The sequence below is a fragment of the Promicromonospora sp. NPDC019610 genome, assembly GCF_044389365.1.
Lineage (GTDB): Bacteria > Actinomycetota > Actinomycetes > Actinomycetales > Cellulomonadaceae > Promicromonospora.
The window spans coordinates 22,777-42,864 of sequence record NZ_JBIRXX010000001.1 but is presented as its reverse complement, the minus strand read 5'-3'; the positions used below and the strand labels follow the sequence as shown (position 1 = coordinate 42,864).

Genomic DNA, 20,088 nt, shown 5'->3' with positions numbered 1-20,088 from the left:
TCCGACATTCACGGCGGCCGGGCTCGGCCGCCGTGCCCCGGGCGATGTCTGGGGCTCACGCGGCCGTCACGCCACGCGCATGCCACCGATCGAGCGCGGGCGTCCACGACGACGCTTGCGGCTGCGTACGGTGCCGTCCACGACGATCTCTCCGCCCCACACGCCCCACGGCTCGCGGCGTGCGAGCGCGCCCGCCAGGCACTGCGCCTTGAGCGGGCAGGCTGCGCAGGCGCGCTTCGCCTCCTCGAGGTCCGCCGGATGCTCCGCGAACCAGAGCTCGGGCTGTTCCGAGCACGGCACGGAGTCGTCGGTCTCGGTGATGATGTTCGCGAGGTCCACACTGGTCACAACGCAGAAGAGGGCTAAAGGGTTGGGTTTGGTGCATAATCCCTCCCAACTTTTCCTGAATTTCTTCGAAAGTCCCGGTGGCGGTATGCCCCCGGTGTGGTCAACGGGATGCCCGCGGGCGGTCAGAACCGCTGTCCGGCGCGCCTAGGCTGGACGGTGTGACACCCACCGACGCCCGCAACGGGACCAGCAGAACCGCGCGGAAGACCACCGAGAGCGGCCCGACCAGCCCCTCGTGGCTCGGTGTGGCCCTGCCCGTGGCGGGGCTCGTGGCGCTGGCCGCCCTCGTCGCGGCCGGCGCGTTCTCCGGGGCGTTCACCGCCTTCGCGAACTTCACCGACCCGGGTGTCGTCGTGCGCTGGGGCGTGCCCGTCGCGACGGTGACCACCGAGCTGGCCGTGGCCGTGACCGTCGGCGCGCTCGCGCTGGCGGCCTGGGTGCTGCCCCGCGGGCCGCTCGTGGACCGTGCGATCGGGGTCGCGGGTGTCGCCGCCGGGGTGTGGACCGTGGCCGCGCTGGTGCAGCTCGTGCTGCGGTTCTCGTGGTCCACGTACCTGCCCCTGGACTCGCCGACGTTCGGCCCGGCCCTGATGGAGTACGTCTCGACCATCCCGGTGGGCCGCACGTACCTGGGCATCGTGATCGTCGCCGCGCTCACCGCGGCCGTCGCGCTCCTCGTGCGGGGCTCGGTGGGCGCCCTGTGCACGATGGCGCTGCCGCTGGTGGCCCTCGGAATGCAGTCCTCCACGGGCCACGCCGCCGGCGCAGCCAGCCACGACCTCGCGATCTCGGCCCTGTTCCTGCACCTGGGCGGCGCCGCCCTGTGGATCGGCGGGCTGGCCGCGATCGTCCTCGTCGGGCTGCGGTACGCCGCGACCGCCGACGTGATCCGGCGGTACTCCGCGATCGCGATCTGGTGCTTCGCCGCCGTCGCCGTCTCCGGCCTGGTCAGCGCCTGGATCCGGATCGGGTCGCTCGACGGGCTCGGCACCGACTACGGCCTCCTGATCGTGGTCAAGGCCGTGCTGCTCATCGTGCTGGGCGGCCTGGGCTGGCTGCACCGCAGCACCGTCGTCGCGCGCCTGTCCGCCGGCACCACGCGGAACGCGGCGGTCGGCCTGTTCTGGCGCCTCGCGGCGGTGGAGGTCGCCGTGATGGGCGCCGTGTCCGGCGTGGCGGTCGCCCTCGGCTCCACGGCGCCCCCCGTGCCCGACGACGCGATCACCGACCCGACCCCGGCCGAGATCGTCACCGGCCACCCGCTGCCGCCCGAGCCGACGGCGCTGCGGTGGCTCACCGAGTTCCAGTGGGACGTCATCGTGGCGTTCGCGTGCGCGGCCGCCCTGATCGTGTACGTCCGGTGGGCGCTCCGGCTGCGCAGGCGCGGGGACGCGTGGCCGGTGGGCCGCACCGTCTCGTGGTGCCTGGGCATCGTCGTGCTGTTCTGGGCCACGAACGGCGGCGCGGCCGCCTACGGCCACGTGCTGTTCAGCGCCCACATGGTCCAGCACATGATCCTGGCGATGGTGGTGCCGATCTTCCTCGTGCTCGCCGCGCCGATCACGCTGCTCGCCCGGGCCGTCCCCGCGCGCAAGGACGACTCCCGCGGCCCCCGCGAGTGGGTCCTGCTGCTGGTGCACTCGGCATGGGGCAGGTTCCTGGCGAACCCGATCGTGGCCGCCGTCCTGTTCGCCGGCGGGATGATCGTCTTCTACTTCACGCCTCTGTTCGAGCTGGCGCTGACCACGTACGCCGGCCACCTGTGGATGATCCTGCACTTCACGCTGGTGGGGTACCTCTTCGCGAACGCCCTGATCGGCGTCGACCCGGGCCCGTCCCGGCCGGGGTACCCGATGCGCCTCGTGCTGCTGTTCGCCACGATGGCGTTCCACGCGTTCTTCGGCGTCACGCTGACGTCGGGCACCGCCCTGCTCGTCCCCGACTGGTTCGGGCTCATGGGCCGCCCGTGGGGTCCGAGCGCGATCGTGGACCAGCAGAAGGGCGGCGCGGTCGCGTGGGGCATCGGCGAGCTGCCGACCCTGCTGCTCGCCGTCCTCGTCGCGGTCTCGTGGACCCGGTCCGACGCGCGCGAGGCCCGGCGCACCGATCGCAAGGCGGAGCGGGACGGCGACGCCGAGCTGGAGGCGTACAACGAGATGCTGGCCAAGAAGGCGGAGCAGGCCGCGCGGCGCGGGGAGGGCTGACGGCGAAAATCCGTGTCCGGCCGGGTTCCGGCGTGATAGGACGGCCGCGTGAGCGAATCTCCGCAGACCCCGCAGACCCCGTTCCACGACCTCGACCGGTACGTGGCGATCCCGCGCCTGACCGGCCTCACGGCCAGTCCGGACGGCACCCGCCTCGTCGCCACGCTGCAGACGCTCGACGGCGAGCGCACCGCCTACCGCACCGCCCTCTGGGAGGTGGATCCGGCGGGCGAGGCACCGGCACGTCGGCTCACCCGGTCCGCCAAGGGCGAGTCGTCCGCCGTCTTCACGCGGTCCGGCGACCTCCTGTTCACGTCGGCCCGGCCCGACCCCGACGGCAAGGACGCCGACGAGCCCCGGTCGGCCCTCTGGTTGCTGCCGGCGGGTGGCGGCGAGGCCCGTGTCATCGCGTCCCCGCCGAGCGGCGTCTCCGGCCCGCTCGCGGCGCGTGACGCCGACACGGTGAGCGTGGGCGCGAGCCTCCTGCCCTCCGCGAAGGACCTGGCGCAGGACGCCGAGCTGCGCAAGGCCCGCAAGGACCAGAAGGTCTCGGCGATCCTGCACACGGGCTACCCCGTGCGGCTCTGGGACCACGACCTCGGCCCGGACGAGGAGCGACGTCTTGTCGGCGACCTCGCGTCGCTCGTGGACGAGCCGGCGGCGCCGCTGCCCAAGGCCCCGCGTCCGGAGGGCGCCACCTCGGCGGCCGACGAGGCGACGCCGGGCAGGCACCTCGACCTGCGCGACCTCACCGGCGCGGGGCGGCACCTGACGGACCACGCCGCAGACCTGTCCGCCGACGGCACGACCCTCGTCACCACCTGGAGCGTGAGCGACCCCGGCGCGGCCGTGCGCGGCACCCTGGTCGTGCACGACACCACCACCGGCGAGCGGCGCGTGCTGGTGGACGACCCGGACGCCGACACCGGCGCCCCGCGCATCTCCCCCGACGGCGCCTGGGTGGCCTACATGACCGAGTCGATCTCGTCCCCGGACGAGGCACCCGTGGTCCGGCTCGCGCTGGTGCCCACGGACGGCTCCGCGGAGCCCGTCGTCCTCGCGGACGACTGGGACCGCTGGCCCGGCCGCCCCACGTGGCTCCCGGACGGCAGCGGCCTCCTGGTCCAGGCCGACGACGACGGCCGCGGCCCGGTCTTCCTGCTCACGTTCTCGGGGGCGCTGCCCGGCGCCGACGTGGTCGTCGAGAAGGTGACCTCCGACGACGCCGTCTTCTCCGACCTGAACGTCACCCCCGACGGTGCGACCCTCTTCGCGCTGCGCAGCTCCTACGCGGCCCCGGCCGAGCCGGTCCGGGTCGACCTGGCGGCGTTCGCGGCATCGGGCGCACCGGGGGAGCGGACGCCGGTCGCGGCGACCCTCCTGCGGTCACCGGTGGCGGCCCCGGATCTGCCCGGCACGCTGACCGAGGTCGAGACCACGGCCGAGGACGGCACCCGCGTGCGCGCCTGGCTCGCGCTGCCCGCCGACGTCGGCCCGGAGGCCAAGGCCCCGCTCCTGCTGTGGATCCACGGCGGACCGCTGGGCTCCTGGAACGCGTGGAGCTGGCGCTGGAACCCGTGGCTGATGGTGGCCCAGGGCTACGCCGTGCTGCTGCCGGACCCCGCGCTGTCGACCGGGTACGGCCAGGAGTTCGTGCAGCGCGGCTGGGGCGCCTGGGGCGGGGCGCCGTTCACGGACCTGATGGCGATCACGGACGCCGCGGAGGCGCTGCCCGAGATCGACGAGACCCGCACGGCCGCGATGGGCGGCTCGTTCGGCGGCTACATGGCCAACTGGGTGGCCGGGCACACCGACCGGTTTCAGGCCGTCGTCACGCACGCGAGCCTGTGGGCGCTGGACCAGTTCGGCCCCACCACGGACGCCTCGTTCTACTGGGCGCGCGAGATGACGCCCGAGATGGCGCTGGCGAACAGCCCGCACCTGGCGGTGGGCGACATCCGGACCCCGATGCTCGTGATCCACGGGGACAAGGACTACCGGGTCCCGGTGGGCGAGGGCCTGCGCCTGTGGTTCGAGCTGCTCACGAAGTCGGGTCTCCCGGCGTCCGACGACGGCGAGACGGTGCACCGGTTCCTGTACTACCCGGACGAGAACCACTGGATCCTGACCCCGCAGAACGCCAAGGTCTGGTACCAGGTGGTCTCGGCGTTCCTCGCCGAGCGGGTGCTCGGCGAGACGCCTGAGCTGCCGGCGACGCTCGGCTGACCGGACGTCGCGCCGGGGTGGAGCGGGCGCCCGGCGTCCGCTCTGCTCCGGCGGGCCGGCTCCGGGTGTCAGCCCGCCCGGACGGCGCCGACGACGCGCACGCGCACCGCGACGTCGTTGATCTCCTCGGGGATCTTGTCCACGAGACGGGCGTCCGTCACGTTGACCTGCAGCACCCAGCTACCGCCGGGTCCCGCCACCTGCTCGACCAGCTCGTCCTCGGAGAGGACCTCGACCGGCGACCTGCCGGACGTGCCGGGCTGTGCCTGCTTTCGAGCGGGGTGCTCACGTGGTGGCTGGCCGATTGACGCCGTGAACTCTGGGGCGACGCCAACCCCGATCACACCGTCGAGCCCGGTGACTTTTTCCCGCAATGCGGCTTTTGCCGACCGAGCCTCGTCGAGTGTTGCCATCCCGATCACCTCCTGGTCATCCATTGTGTCCCCCGTGTCTACCCCCTTCCACCGGGGCCGGAAGGGGTCGCGGAACCCACTTCGGCACCTCGGGCAGCGCCGCAGGTCAGCCGGGTTGTAGCCCGCGACGCGCCGGGCCGACACGCCCATCGAACGGGCCGCCGATCGCGACACGCCCGGCGGGGGAAACGCTGGTGCGCATGCCGAACATCACCCGCGGGCACCCGGGCCCGCCCCGGGTGGATGCGCTCCGTCGCCGACCTCATGCGAACGGATGGGCCTGCTCCCTCGCCAGCTCCACACCCAGTATCTCAAGGACCTGGTCGATCGGGTTGGCGTACGTGAGCCCCTTCCCGCTGCGGCCCCCGGACTCGGACCCGGCGAACAGCAGACCGATGGCCACGCCGTCCTCCCGGTAGACGAGCGCGCCCGAGTCCCCGCCCCGGGAGAACGGCCCGTCGTCGAGGCTCTCGATCTCGATCTGGTCGTCGAAGCTGAGGGCGCCGAGGTCCTCGTAGCCTACGATCACGTCGTCGAGCTCGATGGCGGTGACCCGCCCGTGCGTGACCGACGTGGTGCGGCCCACCTTGCCGACGATCTCGCCGCCCAGGGCGCGGGCGGTCTTGACCACGCGCCCGACGGGGTAGTCGAAGCTGACCGGGACCTGGTCGAGGCGGGCGATCGCGGCGTCCGTGTACGACGGCTCGGTCGAGTCCAGGTCCACCACCTGCGTGAGCTCGCCGATCCGGTCGCCGGGCGCCAGCCCGCCGTCCGCCGGCCCCGGCTGCAGGACGACGTCGCCGGGCCGCGCCTCGGGCGAGCCGGCCAGCACGTGGTAGTTCGACAGTGCGTACAGGTGACCGTCGCCGGGCACGGCGCGGGTCACGAAGGCGCCGAGCGTGCCCGCGGTGACGCCCACGTGGCCGATGGAGATGCCCGGCCGGAGCGGACGCCGACGGTCGGTGTCGCCGTCCGCCTGCGACGTCGGCGCGGGCGGACGCGGGCCGAGCTCGCTCACCGGCCGGATGCGGCCGGTGCGGCGGACGTCGGCGGTGGGCCCGATCTCGGCCGAGACCTTGCGCACGATCGAGCGGGCCCGCGGCATCCCGAGCCGGTAGCGGACCGCGATGCCGAACTCACCGTCCGCCTGTGGCACCAGACCCAGCGCCAGGGTGGGCGCCCGCACGGCGTCCGCGGCGTCGGCCTCCGTCTGCGCACCGGGCGACCGCGGTGTCGCCACGGCCCCGTGCTTCTCGGCTAGCTCTCGGGCGAAGGCTGTGAGCTGCTCCTTCATCTTCCTGGCCTGGTCGCGGTCCATGCCCTGATCCTCTCCTCACCCACCAACACGACACGGCAGCAAGTTGGCGACACGCCGATCTGCCCGGGAAAGTCATCCGATAGACGGATATCGCGCTGCCAGGTTTGCGCGGTACGTTCCTCTGCTACACCCAACCATGGCCGGGTGAAAGCCAGGAAGCCCCGAGGTGTCACAAAAGATCCTCGGCAGCCTCTTGAAACGTTGGCGGCGCCCGCTTCGGACGCCGAAGGACACGAAACGGCGAGAATGATCGGGACGATGGACGAGACGCGGAGCGCGCGGGTGACCCGCGCCGACGTGCGGGAGGCCCTCATGTGGGCCCTCGAGCGGGACCGCGCTGCCCTGCTCGCGCACCGTGCGGCCGTGCACTCCAGCAAGAGCGAGCTCACCCGCCGCCGGGCCGACAAGGCCCTGGTCGAGCAGTGGCGCGCCCGCAGGGCGGACGGCGGCAAGGACGCCGCGCCCCGGGAGTGACAATGGGCCGGTGAGCACAGGAGTCCAGAACTTTCCCCGGGTCCGTGCGTCCGAGCTCGTCGGGCGCGGCTGGCTGAACACCGGCGGCCGTACCGTCACACTCTCCGAGCTGCGCGGCAAGGTCGTGGTGCTCGACTTCTGGACCTTCTGCTGCATCAACTGCCTGCACGTCCTGGACGAGCTGCGCGAGGTCGAGGAGCGGCACCGCGACGAGCTCGTGATCATCGGGGTGCACTCGCCCAAGTTCGAGCACGAGGCCGACCCCGCCGCGCTCGCGGCCGCCGTCGAGCGGTACGAGGTGCGTCACCCCGTGCTCGACGACCCCGAGCTGGTCACCTGGGGCGCGTACACCGCGCGGGCCTGGCCCACGCTCGTGGTCATCGACCCCGAGGGCTACATCGTGGCGCAGATGGCGGGGGAGGGGCACGGCTCCGCCATCGCGGCGCTCGTGGACGACCTGATCGCCGAGCACGCGCTGAAGGGCACGCTGCACCGCGGCTCGGGTCCGTACGTGCCGCCCGCCCCGGCGTCGGGCACGCTGCGGTTCCCCGCCAAGGCGCTCGCCCTGCCGAACGGCAACCTCCTGGTCGCGGACGCCGGGCACCACTCCCTCGCGGAGCTCGCGCCCGACGGCGAGACGCTGGTGCGGCGCATCGGCTCGGGCGAGCGCGGCCTGGTGGACGGCGGACCCGACGAGGCGCGGTTCTCGGAGCCGAACGGCCTGTGCCTGGTGCCCGCCGACCTGGCGACGAGCCTCGGCTACGACGTCCTGGTCGCCGACACGGTCAACCACGCCCTGCGCGGCGTGCGGCTGTCGGACGGTGCCGTGCACACGGTCGCGGGTACGGGGCAGCAGTTCATGGTGGGCGGCCAGGAGAACGTGGCCGGTACCGTCGGTGCGTTCGACACCGAGGACGCGTACGACGCGCTGAGCGTCCGGCTCTCCTCCCCGTGGGACGTGGAGTGGTCCGCCGAGCGCGGCGTGTTCGTCGTCGCGATGGCCGGGAACCACACCCTGTGGGACTTCCACCCCGGCCCGCACCTCGACCAGGTCTCGCTGCTCGCGGGCACCATGAACGAGGGCCTGGAGGACGGCCCCGGCGAGGGCGCGTGGTTCGCGCAGCCCTCGGGCCTCGCGGCGGCGCCCGACGGTGCGCTGTGGCTCGCCGACGCCGAGACCTCCGCCCTGCGCCGCGTGGTGCCGGTGAGTGAGACCGAGGTGACCCTCGAGACCGCCGTCGGCCAGGGGCTGTTCGACTTCGGGCACCGCGACGGCGCCGCCGGCCAGGCCCTGCTGCAGCACCCGCTCGGCGTGGCGGTGCTGCCGGACGGCAGCGTCGTCGTCGCCGACACGTACAACGGCGCCGTGCGCCGGTACGACCCGGCCTCCGGTGAGGTGACGACCCTGGCGAAGGACCTGGCCGAGCCGTCGGACGTGCTGGTCGAGGTCGCGGACGGCGCCGTGCGCCTGCTCGTCGTGGAGTCGGCCGCGCACCGGCTCACGCGGGTCGCGCTCCCGGCGGGGCTCGCGGGCGAGGTGCTGGACGCCGGCGCGCACAGGGTCGCCCGGCCGGCCACCGACGTGGCCGCGGGTGCGCTCCGGCTGGACGTGCCGTTCGCGCCCGCCCCGGGTCAGAAGCTCGACGACCGCTGGGGTCCGTCGACGTCGCTCCAGGTCAGCGCGACCCCGCCGGAGCTGCTGCTGTCGGGTGCCGGGAACGGGACGGACCTGTTCCGCGACCTGGTGATCAACCCCGACGTGACCGAGGGCGTGCTGCACGTGACCGCGAAGGCGGCGTCGTGCGACCAGGTGCCGCTGCTGCCGAACGGCGAGCCGGACCCCGACGTCTTCCCGGCCTGCCACCTGGCCCAGCAGGACTGGGGCGTGCCGGTCCGCGTGGCACCGGACGGCTCCGCGGAGCTGACCCTGCCGCTCCGCGGCTGACCAGTCAGTCCCGGCCGCACGTGTCAGACGTACAGGTCCCCCTGGTGATCTGTACGTCTGACACCTGTGCGGGAGTCTGACAACTCAGCCTGCCAGCGCCGCCGGGAGCTCCGCCAGCGAGTCGATCACGGTTGCGCGCGCCGCCTCGGGGCGCAGCGCGTGCAGGTACCCCCACGGGCCGCGGCGGAGCAGGATCGGCCGCATCCCGGCGTCGGCGGCGGGGAGCACGTCGTTGTCCAGCCGGTCGCCCACGTACGCGATCTCCTCCGGCGCGACGCCGGACAGCTCCGCGACCCGGGCGAAGAACTCGGGCTCCGGCTTCTGCACGCCCCACTCGTCGGACGTGCGGATCGCGCTCGCGGGGAGGTCCATCGCCTCCAGCGCGGCGCGCGCCTCGGGCGGCTGGTTCCCGGCGATGACGACGTCGAAGCCGGCCGCGCGCAGGGCCGCCAGCGCGGGGCGGACGTCGGGGTAGAGGTCGTCGGCGTCGAACCCGGTGCGCAACCCGTCCGGATCGTCCAGCGCCCAGGCGGCGGCCTCGGCCTGGTAGTCCAGCCCGGGCCGCAGCAGCTCGAAGGCCTCCCGGTGCGTGAGGTCGAGGGCGGCGCAGCCGCCGAGCACACCGAGGAAGGTGAGCGGCGGGACCCCGAGCCGCTCGGCCCACCGGAGCCAGATCCGGGACTCGTCGATCAGGGTCTCGCCGACGTCGAACACCACGGTGCGCACCATGGCCCCGACCCTAGGACACGTCCGGGAGGATCTGGCGCGTCACGCCAGGCGGAACAGCGGGTCGTCCGCCCGGACGACGGCGCCCGGGCGGACCAGCTCGTCGAGCGCCCCGGTGCCCAGGTCCAGGGCGACGACGGGCACCAGGGGCGAGCGGCCGCCGTCCGCCACCGTGCTGGGGGACCAGACGACGAGCTCCTGGCCCGCCGTGACCGTGTCGCCCTCCTCGACCAGCAGCGTGAAGCCCTCGCCCTGGAGCTGGACGGTGTCGATGCCGAGGTGCACGAGGACGCCCCGGCCCCCGGCGGGCTCGGCGCCCGCGGACGGCGCCAGCAGCACGAAGGCGTGCGGGTGCAGCTTGACCACGACGCCGGCGCACGGCGCCACGACACGCCCGCCGGTCTCCGCGTCGGGCTCGACCGCGAGTCCCGGGCCGACGATGCTCTCGGCGAAGACGGGATCCGGCACGTCGCGCATCGCGACCACCCGTCCAGCGACGGGAGATCCGACGTTCAGGGCCTCGGCCATGCGGTCATCTTGTCAGAACACCGCACCGCGCGACCGGGTCTCGCTCGGCCCGTCCGTCGCGTGTAACGTTCCGAGGACCACTCGACGACGAGCCCGAGGGAGCGTACGGATGACGAGCGAGAGGCTCACGGGAGTCCCGGCGAGCCCGGGCCGGGCGGTGGGAACCGTGGTCCGGATGCCGGCCCGGGTGCCCGAGCCGAGCACGAGCCGCCTGTCGGGTTCCGCGGACGACGCCGTCCGCGCCGTCGAGGACGCCGCCGCCCAGGTGGAGGCCGACCTCGCGGAGCGCGCGGGACGCGCGTCGGGCACCGCGGCCGACGTCCTCGCGGTCACCGCGGCCATGGCCGCCGACCCGACCCTCGCCGCCGCCGCGGCCCGCCGCGTCCGCGACGACCACCTCACTCCGGAACGTGCCGTGTGGGACGCCGCCGGGGCGGTGGCGTCGCAGCTCGAGTCGCTCGGCCCGCCGATGTCGGAGCGCGCCCGCGACGTGCGTGACGTGCGCGACCGCATCGTCGCCGCGCTCACCGGCGCAGCCCCGCCCGGAGTGCCCGACCCGGGGCACCCGTTCGTGCTCGTCGCGAGCGACCTCGCCCCCGCCGACACCGCGATGCTCGACCCCGCCGTGGTCACCGCGATCGTCACGGCGCGCGGCGGCCCCACCTCGCACATGGCCATCCTGGCGCGCGCCCTCGGCATCCCGGCCGTCGTCGCCCTCCCCGGGGTGAACGACCTCGCCGACGGCGAGGAGCTCGTGGTCGACGGCACGCTCGGCACGGTCCTGCGTGCCCCGTCCGCCGACGACGTCGCCGGCGCCCGGCGCCGGGTCACGGCCGCCACGTTCGACGGCCGCGGCGTGACCCGCGACGGGTCGGAGGTGGAGCTCGTGGCGAACGTCGCCGACCCGGCGGCCGCCGAGGCCGCCGCTGCCGCCGGCGCGCGCGGCGTCGGCCTGTTCCGTACCGAGTTCTGTTTCCTGGGCCGGGGCGAGGAGCCCAGCGTCGAGGAGCAGGTGACCGCCTACCGGGCGGTCCTGTCCCACTTCCCGGGCCGCCGGGTGGTGGTCCGCACGCTCGACGCGGGCGCCGACAAGCCCCTGCGCTTCCTCACGCCGGACCACGAGGACAACCCGGCCCTCGGCGTGCGCGGGCTGCGCACCGCCGTCGCGCACCCGGACGTGCTGGACCGGCAGCTCGACGCGATCGCCCGGGCCGCCGCCGCGGAGACCGCCGAGGTCTGGGTGATGGCGCCGATGGTCGCGACCGTGGACGAGTCCCGCGACTTCGCGGCGGCGTGCGCGGCGCACGGTCTGGAGCAGCCGGGGATCATGATCGAGACGCCGGCGGCAGCGCTGCAGGCGCGGCACCTGTTGGCCGAGGTGTCGTTCGCGAGCCTGGGCACCAACGACCTCACGCAGTACACGATGGCGGCCGACCGTGACCTGGCCGGGGTCGCGGTCCTGTCCACCCCGTGGCAGCCCGCCGTCCTCGAGCTCGTCCGGGTGGCGAGCGAGGGCGGGGCGTTGCATGGTGCTCCGGTGGGGGTGTGCGGCGAGGCCGCGGCCGATCCGCTGCTCGCGCCCGTCCTCGTGGGACTGGGCGTAACGTCGTTGTCCATGACACCTCGTGCGCTGGCGGACGTCGCCGGTACTCTCGCAGGCGTGTCGCGTGACGAGTGCGTGGAGCTCGCCCGGGCCGTCCTCGAGTGCTCGACCGCCCAGGCGGCGCGCGACCTGGCGCGAGAACGTCTCCTCACGTGAACCTCATCTGAACCCCACGGTCACATCTCAGTTACGAAGGCGCTTTAAGGTGGCCCGCATGCCCGAACCGATCCGGACCGAACCGCAGGAGCCCGCCGCACCCGACGTGCAGGTGACGCTCTCGACGGCGTCGGTCTTCCCTCGCCGCGTGCCGCTGGCCTTCGAGGCCGCGGCCGAGCTCGGCTACGACGGCATCGAGGTGATGATCTGGTCGGAGGAGGTCACCCAGAACCCGCGCTCGCTCGCGAAGCTCTCCGCCGACAACGGCATGCCGGTGCGGTCGGTGCACGCGCCGACGCTGCTGGTGAGCCAGCGGGTCTGGGGCCGGTCCCCGGACGCGAAGCTGGAGCGGACCACGGAGATGGCGCTGGAGCTCGGCGCCGGCACGGTGGTGGTGCACCCGCCGTTCCGCTGGCAGTACAAGTACGCGCGACAGTTCCAGGACCAGGTCCGTGAGCTGAGCGAGTCCACCGGCGTCACGATCGCCGTCGAGAACATGTACCCCTGGCGGGGCGGCCGGCGGGAGTTCCAGGCCTACCTGCCCGGCTGGGACCCCGCCGAGCACGACTACGACTACGTGACCCTCGACCTGTCGCACGCGAGCGTGGCCCAGCAGGACGCGCTCACCCTGCTGCACACCTTCGGCGACCGGCTGCGGCACGTGCACCTCGCCGACGGCAACCACGGCGCACGGGACGAGCACCTGGTCCCGGGCCGCGGCAGCATGCACGCCGAGAAGGTGCTGCAGGAGCTGGTGGCGCGCCGCTGGAGCGGTGACGTCTGTGTGGAGATCTCGACCCGCGCGGCGCGCACGGCCGCCGAGCGGCACGACGACCTGGCCGCCTCGCTGCAGTTCGCGCGGGCCTACCTGTCGCCCACGCCGCATGAGTTCCACACCCCGCCGGGGCCGCACCACCGCGAGCACGACGCCTGGTGACGAGCTTTCTGTGACCTTGCTCTCGAACTGTTTCGATGAGGAGGGGCGACGTGGCTAGACTGGCCTCCGTCGAGCAGGTACTGGTGCGGCGGACCGCCGCAGGACGAAGGAGGTGGCGCGCATGACCCGTAGCGAGCCTCCGAGTAGTCCGAACCGCAGCTGAGCTGACGGTTCCCCTGCCCGCGTGTCCGCGGGTTCTCGCGCACCGGTGCGCTCCGCCCCCTGACGGGGCGTGAGGTCCACCGGTCGCCCGGCCGTCCGCTGCTGCGGTGTGCGTTCGCAGTCCGTCTTCCTGCGCTCGACCCCAGGAGTTTTCCCATGGCCACGTTCCTGCCCTCCCGCCCTGCCCGCCCGCTGCTCGGCGCGCTGCGGCAGCGCCGCACCGTCGGCGTGCCCGACGTCGCCCCGCGCCCTGTCGCCCCCGAGCCCCGCTCCGCGGTGGTCGCCGCCGCGATCTACGACGACGGTGTCCGCACCGCCCGCTACGACAACCTCGCCGAGACCTTCAGCGCGCTCCGGTCCCGCCCCGGCGGCATGGCCTGGATCGGGCTGGAGCGTCCCGAGGAGACCGAGCTGACGTCGCTCGCGCGCGAGTTCGACCTGCACCCGCTCGCCATCGAGGACGCCATCCAGGCGCACCAGCGCCCCAAGATCGAGCGCTACGGCGACACCCTGTTCGTCGTGCTGCGCGCCGCGCGCTACCTGGACGACGCCGAGGAGGTCGAGTTCGGCGAGCTGCACGTGTTCGTGGGCCCCGACTTCGTGGTGACCGTGCGGCACGGCGCCTCGCCCGACCTCGCGGCGGTGCGCACGCGCCTGGAGGCCGACCCCGAGATGCTCGCCCGCGGCCCCGAGGCCGTGCTCTACGCCATCCTCGACAGCGTCGTGGACGGGTATGCGCCGGTCGTCGCCGGGCTGGACCACGACATCGACGAGATCGAGTCCGACGTCTGGGGCGGCGCCCCCGACGTGTCGCGGCGCGTCTACGAGCTGTCCCGCGAGGTGCTCGACTTCCAGCGGGCCGTGCGGCCGGAGCAGGCCCTGTGCGCCTCGCTCGCCAAGGGCGCCGACAAGTACGGCGTGGACCCGGAGCTGCAGACCTACCTGCGCGACGTCGCCGACCACCTCACCGAGGCCGCCGACCGGATCGAGGTCTTCCGCGCCGCGCTGCGCGACATCCTGACCGTGGCCGCGACGCTCGTCGCGCAGCGGCAGAACGAGGAGATGAAGCACCTCTCGGAGGTCAGCATCCGCCAGGGCGAGGAGGTCAAGAAGATCTCCGGCTGGGCCGCCATCCTGTTCGCCCCGACCCTCGTGGGCACCGTCTACGGCATGAACTTCGACACCATGCCGGAGCTGGGCTGGGCGTGGGGATACCCGGCGGCGCTGGTCGCGATGCTCGCCGTGAGCGTGGGCCTGTTCGGCGTCTTCCGCTGGAAGCGCTGGATCTGACCTGCCTCAGGCGGGGTCGAGGGACTCCGGGTCGGGCAGGCCCGCGATGTACCGGTGCCCGACGACGGCGACGACCAGGCCGGCCGTCGCCCCGACGAGCAGCGGGGTGCCGTAGCCCGACCGGGCCAGCAGTCCGCCGAGGAGCGAGCCGAGCGGCATCGCACCCCACAGCGCGGTGCGCCAGGTGCCGTGGACCCGGCCGAGCAGGTGGTTCGGCACCGCGGCCTGACGCAGGGACATGACCAGCACGTTCCACGTCGTCGTGCAGCCGAACGAGACGAAGATCGCGACGGCCCCCACCCAGACCAGCGGGAACGCGCCGGCCAGGAACCAGGCGCCGAGCCCGACGGCGTTCGCGACCGCCATCACGGGCCCCGTCCGGAAGCGCGCCTTCAGCCGGCCCGTGACGGCCGCGGCGGTCAGGGCACCCAGCGCGCCGGCCAGCATGAAGGTGCCGTACCAGGCCTCGGGCACGTCGAGCCGTTCCAGGATGAACAGCACCAGCGTGGACGTGATGGCGGCGTGACAGATGCCGATGAGCACGCTCACGATCCACAGCGGCCGCAGCATGGCGCTGGCCCAGATGAACCGGAAGCCAGCGACGAGCTCGGCCCGCCAGCCCGCGGCGGGGGCGGGCCCGCCGTCCTGGTCCGCGTCGGCGGCCGGCTCGGCGCCTGGCTCGGCGGCAGCCGGCCCGGCGGCCGGTTCCGCCCGGCGCCGTCGCGCGGCGATCCCCGATGCCACGGCGGGCAGCGCCAGCGCCAGCCCGCCGGCCACCGCGTACGCGGCGGCGTTCAGCCCGAGCGCCCAGGCCGCGGAGAACGCGAGCAGCCAGGACGTGAGCGGCTGGGAGAGGAACTGCTGCACCACGATCTCGGTGGCCTCGATGCGCGAGTTGGCGCGGGGCAGGTCGCCGCGACCCACGAGGGACGGGACCACGGCACGGATGGCGCCGTCGTACACCGTCTCCAGCACGCCGTACAGGAGCACCACGAGCAGCAGCCACCAGATGGTGAGCGCGCCGGTGAGGTGCAGGGCGAGGAGGCCACCGGCGACGAGGGCGCGGACCCCGCCCGCCAGGGCGAGGGCGAGTCGGCGGTCGATCCGGTCCACGAGCACGCCGGCCGGGATGGCGAACAGGAGCCAGGGCAGCAGCGCTGCGACCGCCACGAGGGACACGAGCAGCGGGTCGTTCGTGAGCTGCGCGGCCAGCAGCGGTGCGGCGACGCGAGCGATGCCGTCGCCCAGGCTGGAGCTGAGGTTGGCGGCGACGACCCGGGTGAACGGGCCGCCGAGCGGCGCCGGGCGCGTCGCGGGGGCGGGCTCGGGGTTCACGGCGGGGGAGGACACGCGCCAGAGGCTACCGTCTCGGCGGCAGGGGTTTTCACCCGAATTGCCGGCAGCGAAGGTTCCCGTCGGTGGCGGCGGGCGGTTCAGCGGGGACGGCTAAGCGGGCACGCGCTCCGGCACCCGCGCCCCCACGGCGCGCAGCACGAACGACTCGGCGGCGCGGATCGTGCGCTCGCGGGCCACGGGCTCGTCCGGGATGAGACGCCCCGAGAGGCAGGCATTGACCAGGTGCACCGTGGGCTCGATGTCCTGGGGCGGGAACGTCCCCGCCTCGATCCCGGCGGTCAGGATCCGGCGCAGGATCGCCTCGACGATGTCGGCGTGCTCCCGCAGGCGCTGCTGCGTGGCGCGGGACAGGACCGTCCGCAGGTCCGGGCCGGGGGCGAGGTGGAAGACGCGGGTGAGCTGAGCCTGCTGGCGGATGTAGGTACGCAGCTGTTCGACCGGGTCGCTCACGCCGTCCAGCGCGCGCTCCAGCGTGTGGGCGTACTGCTCGGTCTCGTGCGTGATGAACCCGAGGAGCAGCGCTTCCTTGTCGTGGAAGTGGTTGTAGACAGCGGTCCGGCCGACGTTCGCCGCTGCGGCGATGTCGGCCAGGGTGATGGTGTCGAACCCGCGCTCCGCCATGAGGGTGGACAGAGCGGTGAACAGCTTGTGCCTCGTCATCTGGCGGTGCTCGTGCAGGCTCTTGCCGATGATCTTGGGCATGCTGACATCATATGCCCGCGTCGTCAGTAACTGGAACGCGGGATCGGCGGTCTGCGGAGACAGCATGCGCTTTCATCGGACAGATAGCGTTAAGTTCGGATAGATCCCTTTTTGCGTGGTGCGGTGAGGCTATCTTCATGTATTTGCACTGAGACTCAGTCGCCCGGAAATGCCGATCGGGCGCCCGGGACGCTGCCGCGGAATAACGCCATCCGTTGCCTTAATGGCGTGAGCGCTTCGTCACGAGTGTGTTTCCTCTCTGTAACACGCCCGCATCATGGGCGAAAGTGCCCGGCAGTAAGGTGCCCGCATGACATTTCTGGCGGGCGTGATTCCAGCGGAACACGCCTCGGGTCACATTCTGATCCTGCCCAGTACGAACGGCCCCGTGGCGGTCAGCGAGCTCGCCGCCGCGTGGTTCTCGGAGGTCGCGTGGCTCCGAGAACCGTCCCGCGCCTCCGGCTCGCGGCGCATGGCCGGGTCCCGGTTCCGGGGCATGGCGCAGCCGGACTCGCTCGTTCCTGGTGTCATGCGTCTGGGGGAGGCGCACGTCGCGACCGGCCCCTTCGAGGTGGGCGAGGCGCACCTCGCCGAGCTGTCGATCCCCGCGACCAAGGCGGAGGCGTACTCCATCGCGCGCAGCGACGGTCTGCGCGACGTGCGCGGCGCCGCCCCGACCTCGTACGACGACCGGGACGGGATCGCCCGCGCCTTTCCGCACGCGCTCCCGCAGGGCGAGGAGCTGCGCATCGTGCAGTGGATGGTCGCGGCGGCACGCAAGACCGCCGGCGGCGTGCTCGCGGACGGCCGGCAGCCGCTGCTCCCCGACCCCGCGGCATCCGTCAACCTGGCCCTCTACTCCGCGCACGCGCTGCAGCCCGCGGACGTGCTGCCCATGCTCCGGTCGTTCATCGCCACCGCCGACGTGTCCGCCGAGCAGGTCACACCGGACGGGTCCCCGCGCTACACGCTCGCGGGCAGCACCGCGTACGACGGCTCGATCGTGGTCGACGTCGAGCGGGTCGACCGGGTGCCGCGCGCCCTCGGGGCGCTGGACTGGCGCAGCTACGGACCGTACGCCTACCGCCTCACCTGGATGCCGGCCGACCCCTACGAGCTGGAGCTCGAGCACGGGTCGGGCCTGCACGTCATCGCCCGGGCGCGCATGCGCGTCTCGATCGCCCGCCTCGGCGTCTCCCTCCACGGCCGCATCGCCGGCATCGTCGTGGACGACGGCGGCTTCATCGCCACTCCCGAGGAGCTGGACGGGCGCAACGACTCGGCCACGGGTGGCGCCCCGGGTTCTCGTGCCTGGGTCTGACGGAATTAGTTATCCACAGATTTGATCCACAGCCCTGTGTGTTGTGTGGGAAATTCGGGGTTCTTCCTGTGGATAGAACTGTGTAATACCGCAGGGTGAAAATTACAACGGTGGAGCGGTTGCCGCTGGTGCGGCACGCGGATAGAAACGTTGGCAGTGGTTCGACGATCCGGGTGCAGATGCGGTGCGCTGCAGCAGTACCGACCGACCCGGGCATCGGACACATGGTCGACCGGAGAACGACAGGACGTCCCGTACCGCGGTGCGGGCTGTGGATGACGCCACAGGTGCCTGTACGGGGCCGGAAGACCGCCCGCGTTCGAGGTGTTCGTGCAGAACAGGCCTGGCGATCCGGGTCTGACGAGCACATCGGAGTCGTGACGTCGACACGGCGCCCCTGGTACGCGCCGAGCGCGGGCCACGGGTATGCGGTTCGCCAGGGCCCCCGGCCTGCCCCGGGGGCCCTGGCCCCTCCCCGGGGGTCTCCCGCGCGATCTAGGCTCGGCCCATGAGCAACCTCGAGACCCGGCCGACCGAGCAGGTCTGCGTCGCGGGTGAGCAAGGCGACGGCATCGAGCTCCTCACCCCGCGCGACGTTCCGCTCGGCGGGCCACGCGCGATGAACGTCCGGCGCACCATCCCGCAGCGCGCGCGGTCGCTCGTGGGGGCGTGGTGCTTCAGCGACCACTACGGCCCCGACGACGTCTCCGACAGCGAGGGCATGCAGGTCCCGCCCCACCCGCACACCGGGCTGCAGACCGTGAGCTGGCTCTTCGAGGGCGAGATCCTGCACCGCGACTCCGTGGGCTCGCTGCAGACGGTCCGGCCCGGCGAGCTCAACCTCATGACGGCGGGCAGGGGCATCTCGCACTCGGAGGAGTCGCCCGCCGGGGTCCGTCCGCCCCGCCTGCACGGCGTGCAGCTGTGGACGGCGCTGCCCGGGTCCGCGCTCGGTGTCGACCCGCACTTCGAGCACCACGGGGACCTCCCGGTCGCGCACGCCGACGGCGCCGTCGTGCAGGTCTTCGTCGGGCGGCTCACCGTGGCGGGGGAGGAGCTGGCGTCGGCCGCGACGACCTACACGCCGCTCGTGGGCGCGCAGATCGACCTGGAGCCGGGCGCAGAGGTGCGGATCGACGTCGACGCGGAGCACGAGCACGCCCTGCTGGTCGACGCCGGCGACGTGACGTTCGAGGGCAGCGCCGTGCCGCCGTCGAACCTCGGCTACGTGGCGCCGGGCCGGTCCGTGCTCGTGGTGCGCGCCGGGGCGGGGGCGCCGGCGCGGGCGGTCCTGATCGGCGGCCTGCCGTTCGAGGAGGACGTCATCATGTGGTGGAACTTCATGGGCCGCACCCACGAGGACATCGTGCGGGCCCGCGACGCCTGGATGGCGCAGATCGCCGAGCTCGACGGCGGCGCGACCGGGTACGCGCCCGGCGCGGAGGGGCGGCTGTTCGGCCGGGTGCTGGGCTATCCGAGCGGGCCGCTGCGCGCGCCCGCGCTGCCGGACCTGCGGCTCAAGCCGAGGGCGCGGCCGGGCCAGGGCTGACCGGCCGCAGCAGCGGCGGGTGCAGCACGGCCGCGCTCGGGTCGACCCCGGGCGCGAGCCGGAACAGCTCGGCCGGACGGCCGGGCCCGCCGCCGCCCAGGCGCCCCGTCGGCTCCAGGAAGCCCGGGGTGCCCGTGGCCTTGCGGTGGAAGTTGCGTGCGTCGAGCTGCGTGCCCCACACCGCCTCGTAGACGCCGCGCAGTTCGGCGACCGTGAACTCGGGCGGGCAGAACGCGGCCGCCAGCGGGGAGTACTCGATCTTGGCGCGGGCCCGCTCGACGCCGTCGGCCAGGATCCCGTCGTGGTCGAAGGCGAGGCTCGCGCCCCGTGCGCCGCCGCTCCGCCCGCGGAGCTCGCCGACGGGAACCCAGCGGGCCTCGGCCGCGTCGCCGCCCGCCGCGGGCAGCCCGAACGCCGGTGCGAGCAGGAGGTAGGCGACCGAGAGCACGGGGCCGCGCGGGTCGCGCCCCAGCGGGCCGTAGGTGCGGAGCTGTTCCAGGTGCCACGGGCCGGTGCCGGTCGCGCCGGCCGGCACGGTCAGCCGGGTCTCCTCCTCCAGCTCCCGCCCCGCCGCCTGCTCCAGGGTCTCGCCCGGGAGCACGAACCCGCCCGGCAGCGCCGCCCGGCCGCGGTACGGCTCCAGGAGGCGGTCGACGACGAGCGCCTGCAGGACGCCGTCGCGCACCGTGAGGGCCACGACGTCGACGGTGACGGGGAACGCGCCGGCGGAGTCGGGTACGGCGGACGGGGCGGGTGTGGTGCGGGCCATGACATCGACCGTACATTCTCGTCACCTTGACGAAAAGCCGAGCGGGTAGATATCGTCAATC

17 protein-coding genes are annotated in these 20,088 nt (G+C 73.5%); 9 read left to right on the top strand and 8 right to left on the bottom strand.

Annotated features, from left to right (window positions below):
• Positions 1–66 precede the first annotated feature (66 nt).
• On the bottom strand, positions 67–339 hold the full coding sequence (locus ACH45N_RS00210) for a WhiB family transcriptional regulator (protein ID WP_182620063.1): 273 nt from the start codon (positions 337–339) through the stop codon (positions 67–69).
• 167 nt (positions 340–506) lie between these two features.
• Here ACH45N_RS00210 and ACH45N_RS00205 point away from each other — a divergent pair, with 167 nt between their 5' ends.
• Positions 507–2,552 (top strand): cytochrome c oxidase assembly protein, encoded by a 2,046-nt coding sequence (locus tag ACH45N_RS00205; RefSeq protein WP_397390017.1) that lies wholly within the window; start codon positions 507–509, stop codon positions 2,550–2,552.
• 48 nt (positions 2,553–2,600) lie between these two features.
• Complete coding sequence (locus tag ACH45N_RS00200) at positions 2,601–4,778, top strand: prolyl oligopeptidase family serine peptidase (protein WP_397390015.1); 2,178 nt, start codon at positions 2,601–2,603, stop codon at positions 4,776–4,778.
• A 68-nt stretch (positions 4,779–4,846) separates the two neighbouring features.
• On the opposite strand, the gene ACH45N_RS00195 is transcribed toward ACH45N_RS00200, so the two are convergent.
• On the bottom strand, positions 4,847–5,215 hold the full coding sequence (locus ACH45N_RS00195) for a hypothetical protein (protein ID WP_397390013.1): 369 nt from the start codon (positions 5,213–5,215) through the stop codon (positions 4,847–4,849).
• 238 nt (positions 5,216–5,453) lie between these two features.
• Entirely contained in the window at positions 5,454–6,509 is a 1,056-nt protein-coding gene (locus tag ACH45N_RS00190) for a hypothetical protein (protein ID WP_397390011.1), read from the bottom strand.
• A 258-nt stretch (positions 6,510–6,767) separates the two neighbouring features.
• Here ACH45N_RS00190 and ACH45N_RS00185 point away from each other — a divergent pair, with 258 nt between their 5' ends.
• Together ACH45N_RS00185 and ACH45N_RS00180 are read left to right on the top strand one after the other, a co-directional pair.
• Positions 6,768–6,983, top strand: coding sequence for a hypothetical protein (locus ACH45N_RS00185; RefSeq protein ID WP_377228184.1), 216 nt, complete (start codon positions 6,768–6,770; stop codon positions 6,981–6,983).
• Positions 6,984–6,993: 10 nt separating this feature from the next.
• Positions 6,994–8,928 (top strand): NHL domain-containing thioredoxin family protein, encoded by a 1,935-nt coding sequence (locus ACH45N_RS00180; protein ID WP_397390009.1) that lies wholly within the window; start codon positions 6,994–6,996, stop codon positions 8,926–8,928.
• 84 nt (positions 8,929–9,012) lie between these two features.
• Here ACH45N_RS00180 and ACH45N_RS00175 read toward each other — a convergent pair whose 3' ends face one another.
• Positions 9,013–9,657, bottom strand: a complete 645-nt coding sequence (locus ACH45N_RS00175) for an HAD family hydrolase (protein ID WP_397390007.1) — start codon at positions 9,655–9,657, stop codon at positions 9,013–9,015.
• Between the two features lie 39 nt (positions 9,658–9,696).
• Positions 9,697–10,182, bottom strand: coding sequence for a PTS glucose transporter subunit IIA (locus tag ACH45N_RS00170; RefSeq protein ID WP_397390005.1), 486 nt, complete (start codon positions 10,180–10,182; stop codon positions 9,697–9,699).
• Between the two features lie 109 nt (positions 10,183–10,291).
• On the opposite strand from ACH45N_RS00170, the gene ptsP reads away from it, so the two are divergent.
• From ptsP to ACH45N_RS00155, 3 genes are all read left to right on the top strand, one after another.
• Positions 10,292–11,941 (top strand): phosphoenolpyruvate--protein phosphotransferase, encoded by a 1,650-nt coding sequence (gene ptsP / locus ACH45N_RS00165; protein WP_397390003.1) that lies wholly within the window; start codon positions 10,292–10,294, stop codon positions 11,939–11,941.
• A 58-nt stretch (positions 11,942–11,999) separates the two neighbouring features.
• A complete protein-coding gene (locus ACH45N_RS00160) occupies positions 12,000–12,878 on the top strand; it encodes a sugar phosphate isomerase/epimerase family protein (RefSeq protein WP_397390001.1) in 879 nt (292 codons plus the stop codon).
• A 318-nt stretch (positions 12,879–13,196) separates the two neighbouring features.
• Positions 13,197–14,330, top strand: a complete 1,134-nt coding sequence (locus tag ACH45N_RS00155; RefSeq protein ID WP_397389999.1) for a magnesium and cobalt transport protein CorA — start codon at positions 13,197–13,199, stop codon at positions 14,328–14,330.
• A 6-nt stretch (positions 14,331–14,336) separates the two neighbouring features.
• Here the strand turns inward: ACH45N_RS00155 and ACH45N_RS00150 are convergent, their stop codons facing one another.
• Together ACH45N_RS00150 and ACH45N_RS00145 are read right to left on the bottom strand one after the other, a co-directional pair.
• Complete coding sequence (locus ACH45N_RS00150; RefSeq protein WP_397389997.1) at positions 14,337–15,680, bottom strand: MFS transporter; 1,344 nt, start codon at positions 15,678–15,680, stop codon at positions 14,337–14,339.
• A gap of 96 nt (positions 15,681–15,776) precedes the next feature.
• Positions 15,777–16,388 (bottom strand): TetR/AcrR family transcriptional regulator, encoded by a 612-nt coding sequence (locus tag ACH45N_RS00145; RefSeq protein ID WP_285106540.1) that lies wholly within the window; start codon positions 16,386–16,388, stop codon positions 15,777–15,779.
• Between the two features lie 388 nt (positions 16,389–16,776).
• Between ACH45N_RS00145 and ACH45N_RS00140 the strand changes: the two genes are divergently transcribed.
• Positions 16,777–17,709, top strand: coding sequence for a hypothetical protein (locus ACH45N_RS00140; RefSeq protein ID WP_397389995.1), 933 nt, complete (start codon positions 16,777–16,779; stop codon positions 17,707–17,709).
• A gap of 508 nt (positions 17,710–18,217) precedes the next feature.
• Positions 18,218–19,258: a pirin family protein gene (locus tag ACH45N_RS00135; protein ID WP_397389993.1), complete on the top strand. Its 1,041-nt coding sequence runs from the start codon at positions 18,218–18,220 to the stop codon at positions 19,256–19,258.
• Here the strand turns inward: ACH45N_RS00135 and ACH45N_RS00130 are convergent.
• On the bottom strand, positions 19,227–20,027 hold the full coding sequence (locus ACH45N_RS00130) for an NUDIX hydrolase (RefSeq protein ID WP_397389991.1): 801 nt from the start codon (positions 20,025–20,027) through the stop codon (positions 19,227–19,229). The two genes, ACH45N_RS00135 and ACH45N_RS00130, sit on opposite strands and share 32 nt — an antisense overlap.
• Between the last annotated feature and the right edge of the window lie 61 nt (positions 20,028–20,088).

Bases quoted from the DNA above. Each gene is read 5' to 3' on its own strand.
- ACH45N_RS00195 (WP_397390013.1), bottom strand. From the start codon at position 5,215: ATGGATGACCAGGAGGTGATCGGGATGGCAACACTCGACGAGGCTCGG.
- ACH45N_RS00190 (WP_397390011.1), bottom strand. From the start codon at position 6,509: ATGGACCGCGACCAGGCCAGGAAGATGAAGGAGCAGCTCACAGCCTTC.
- ACH45N_RS00185 (WP_377228184.1), top strand. From the start codon at position 6,768: ATGGACGAGACGCGGAGCGCGCGGGTGACCCGCGCCGACGTGCGGGAG.
- ACH45N_RS00175 (WP_397390007.1), bottom strand. From the start codon at position 9,657: ATGGTGCGCACCGTGGTGTTCGACGTCGGCGAGACCCTGATCGACGAG.
- ACH45N_RS00170 (WP_397390005.1), bottom strand. From the start codon at position 10,182: ATGGCCGAGGCCCTGAACGTCGGATCTCCCGTCGCTGGACGGGTGGTC.
- ptsP (WP_397390003.1), top strand. From the start codon at position 10,292: ATGACGAGCGAGAGGCTCACGGGAGTCCCGGCGAGCCCGGGCCGGGCG.
- ACH45N_RS00160 (WP_397390001.1), top strand. From the start codon at position 12,000: ATGCCCGAACCGATCCGGACCGAACCGCAGGAGCCCGCCGCACCCGAC.
- ACH45N_RS00155 (WP_397389999.1), top strand. From the start codon at position 13,197: ATGGCCACGTTCCTGCCCTCCCGCCCTGCCCGCCCGCTGCTCGGCGCG.
- ACH45N_RS00145 (WP_285106540.1), bottom strand. From the start codon at position 16,388: ATGCCCAAGATCATCGGCAAGAGCCTGCACGAGCACCGCCAGATGACG.
- ACH45N_RS00135 (WP_397389993.1), top strand. From the start codon at position 18,218: ATGAGCAACCTCGAGACCCGGCCGACCGAGCAGGTCTGCGTCGCGGGT.
- ACH45N_RS00130 (WP_397389991.1), bottom strand. From the start codon at position 20,027: ATGGCCCGCACCACACCCGCCCCGTCCGCCGTACCCGACTCCGCCGGC.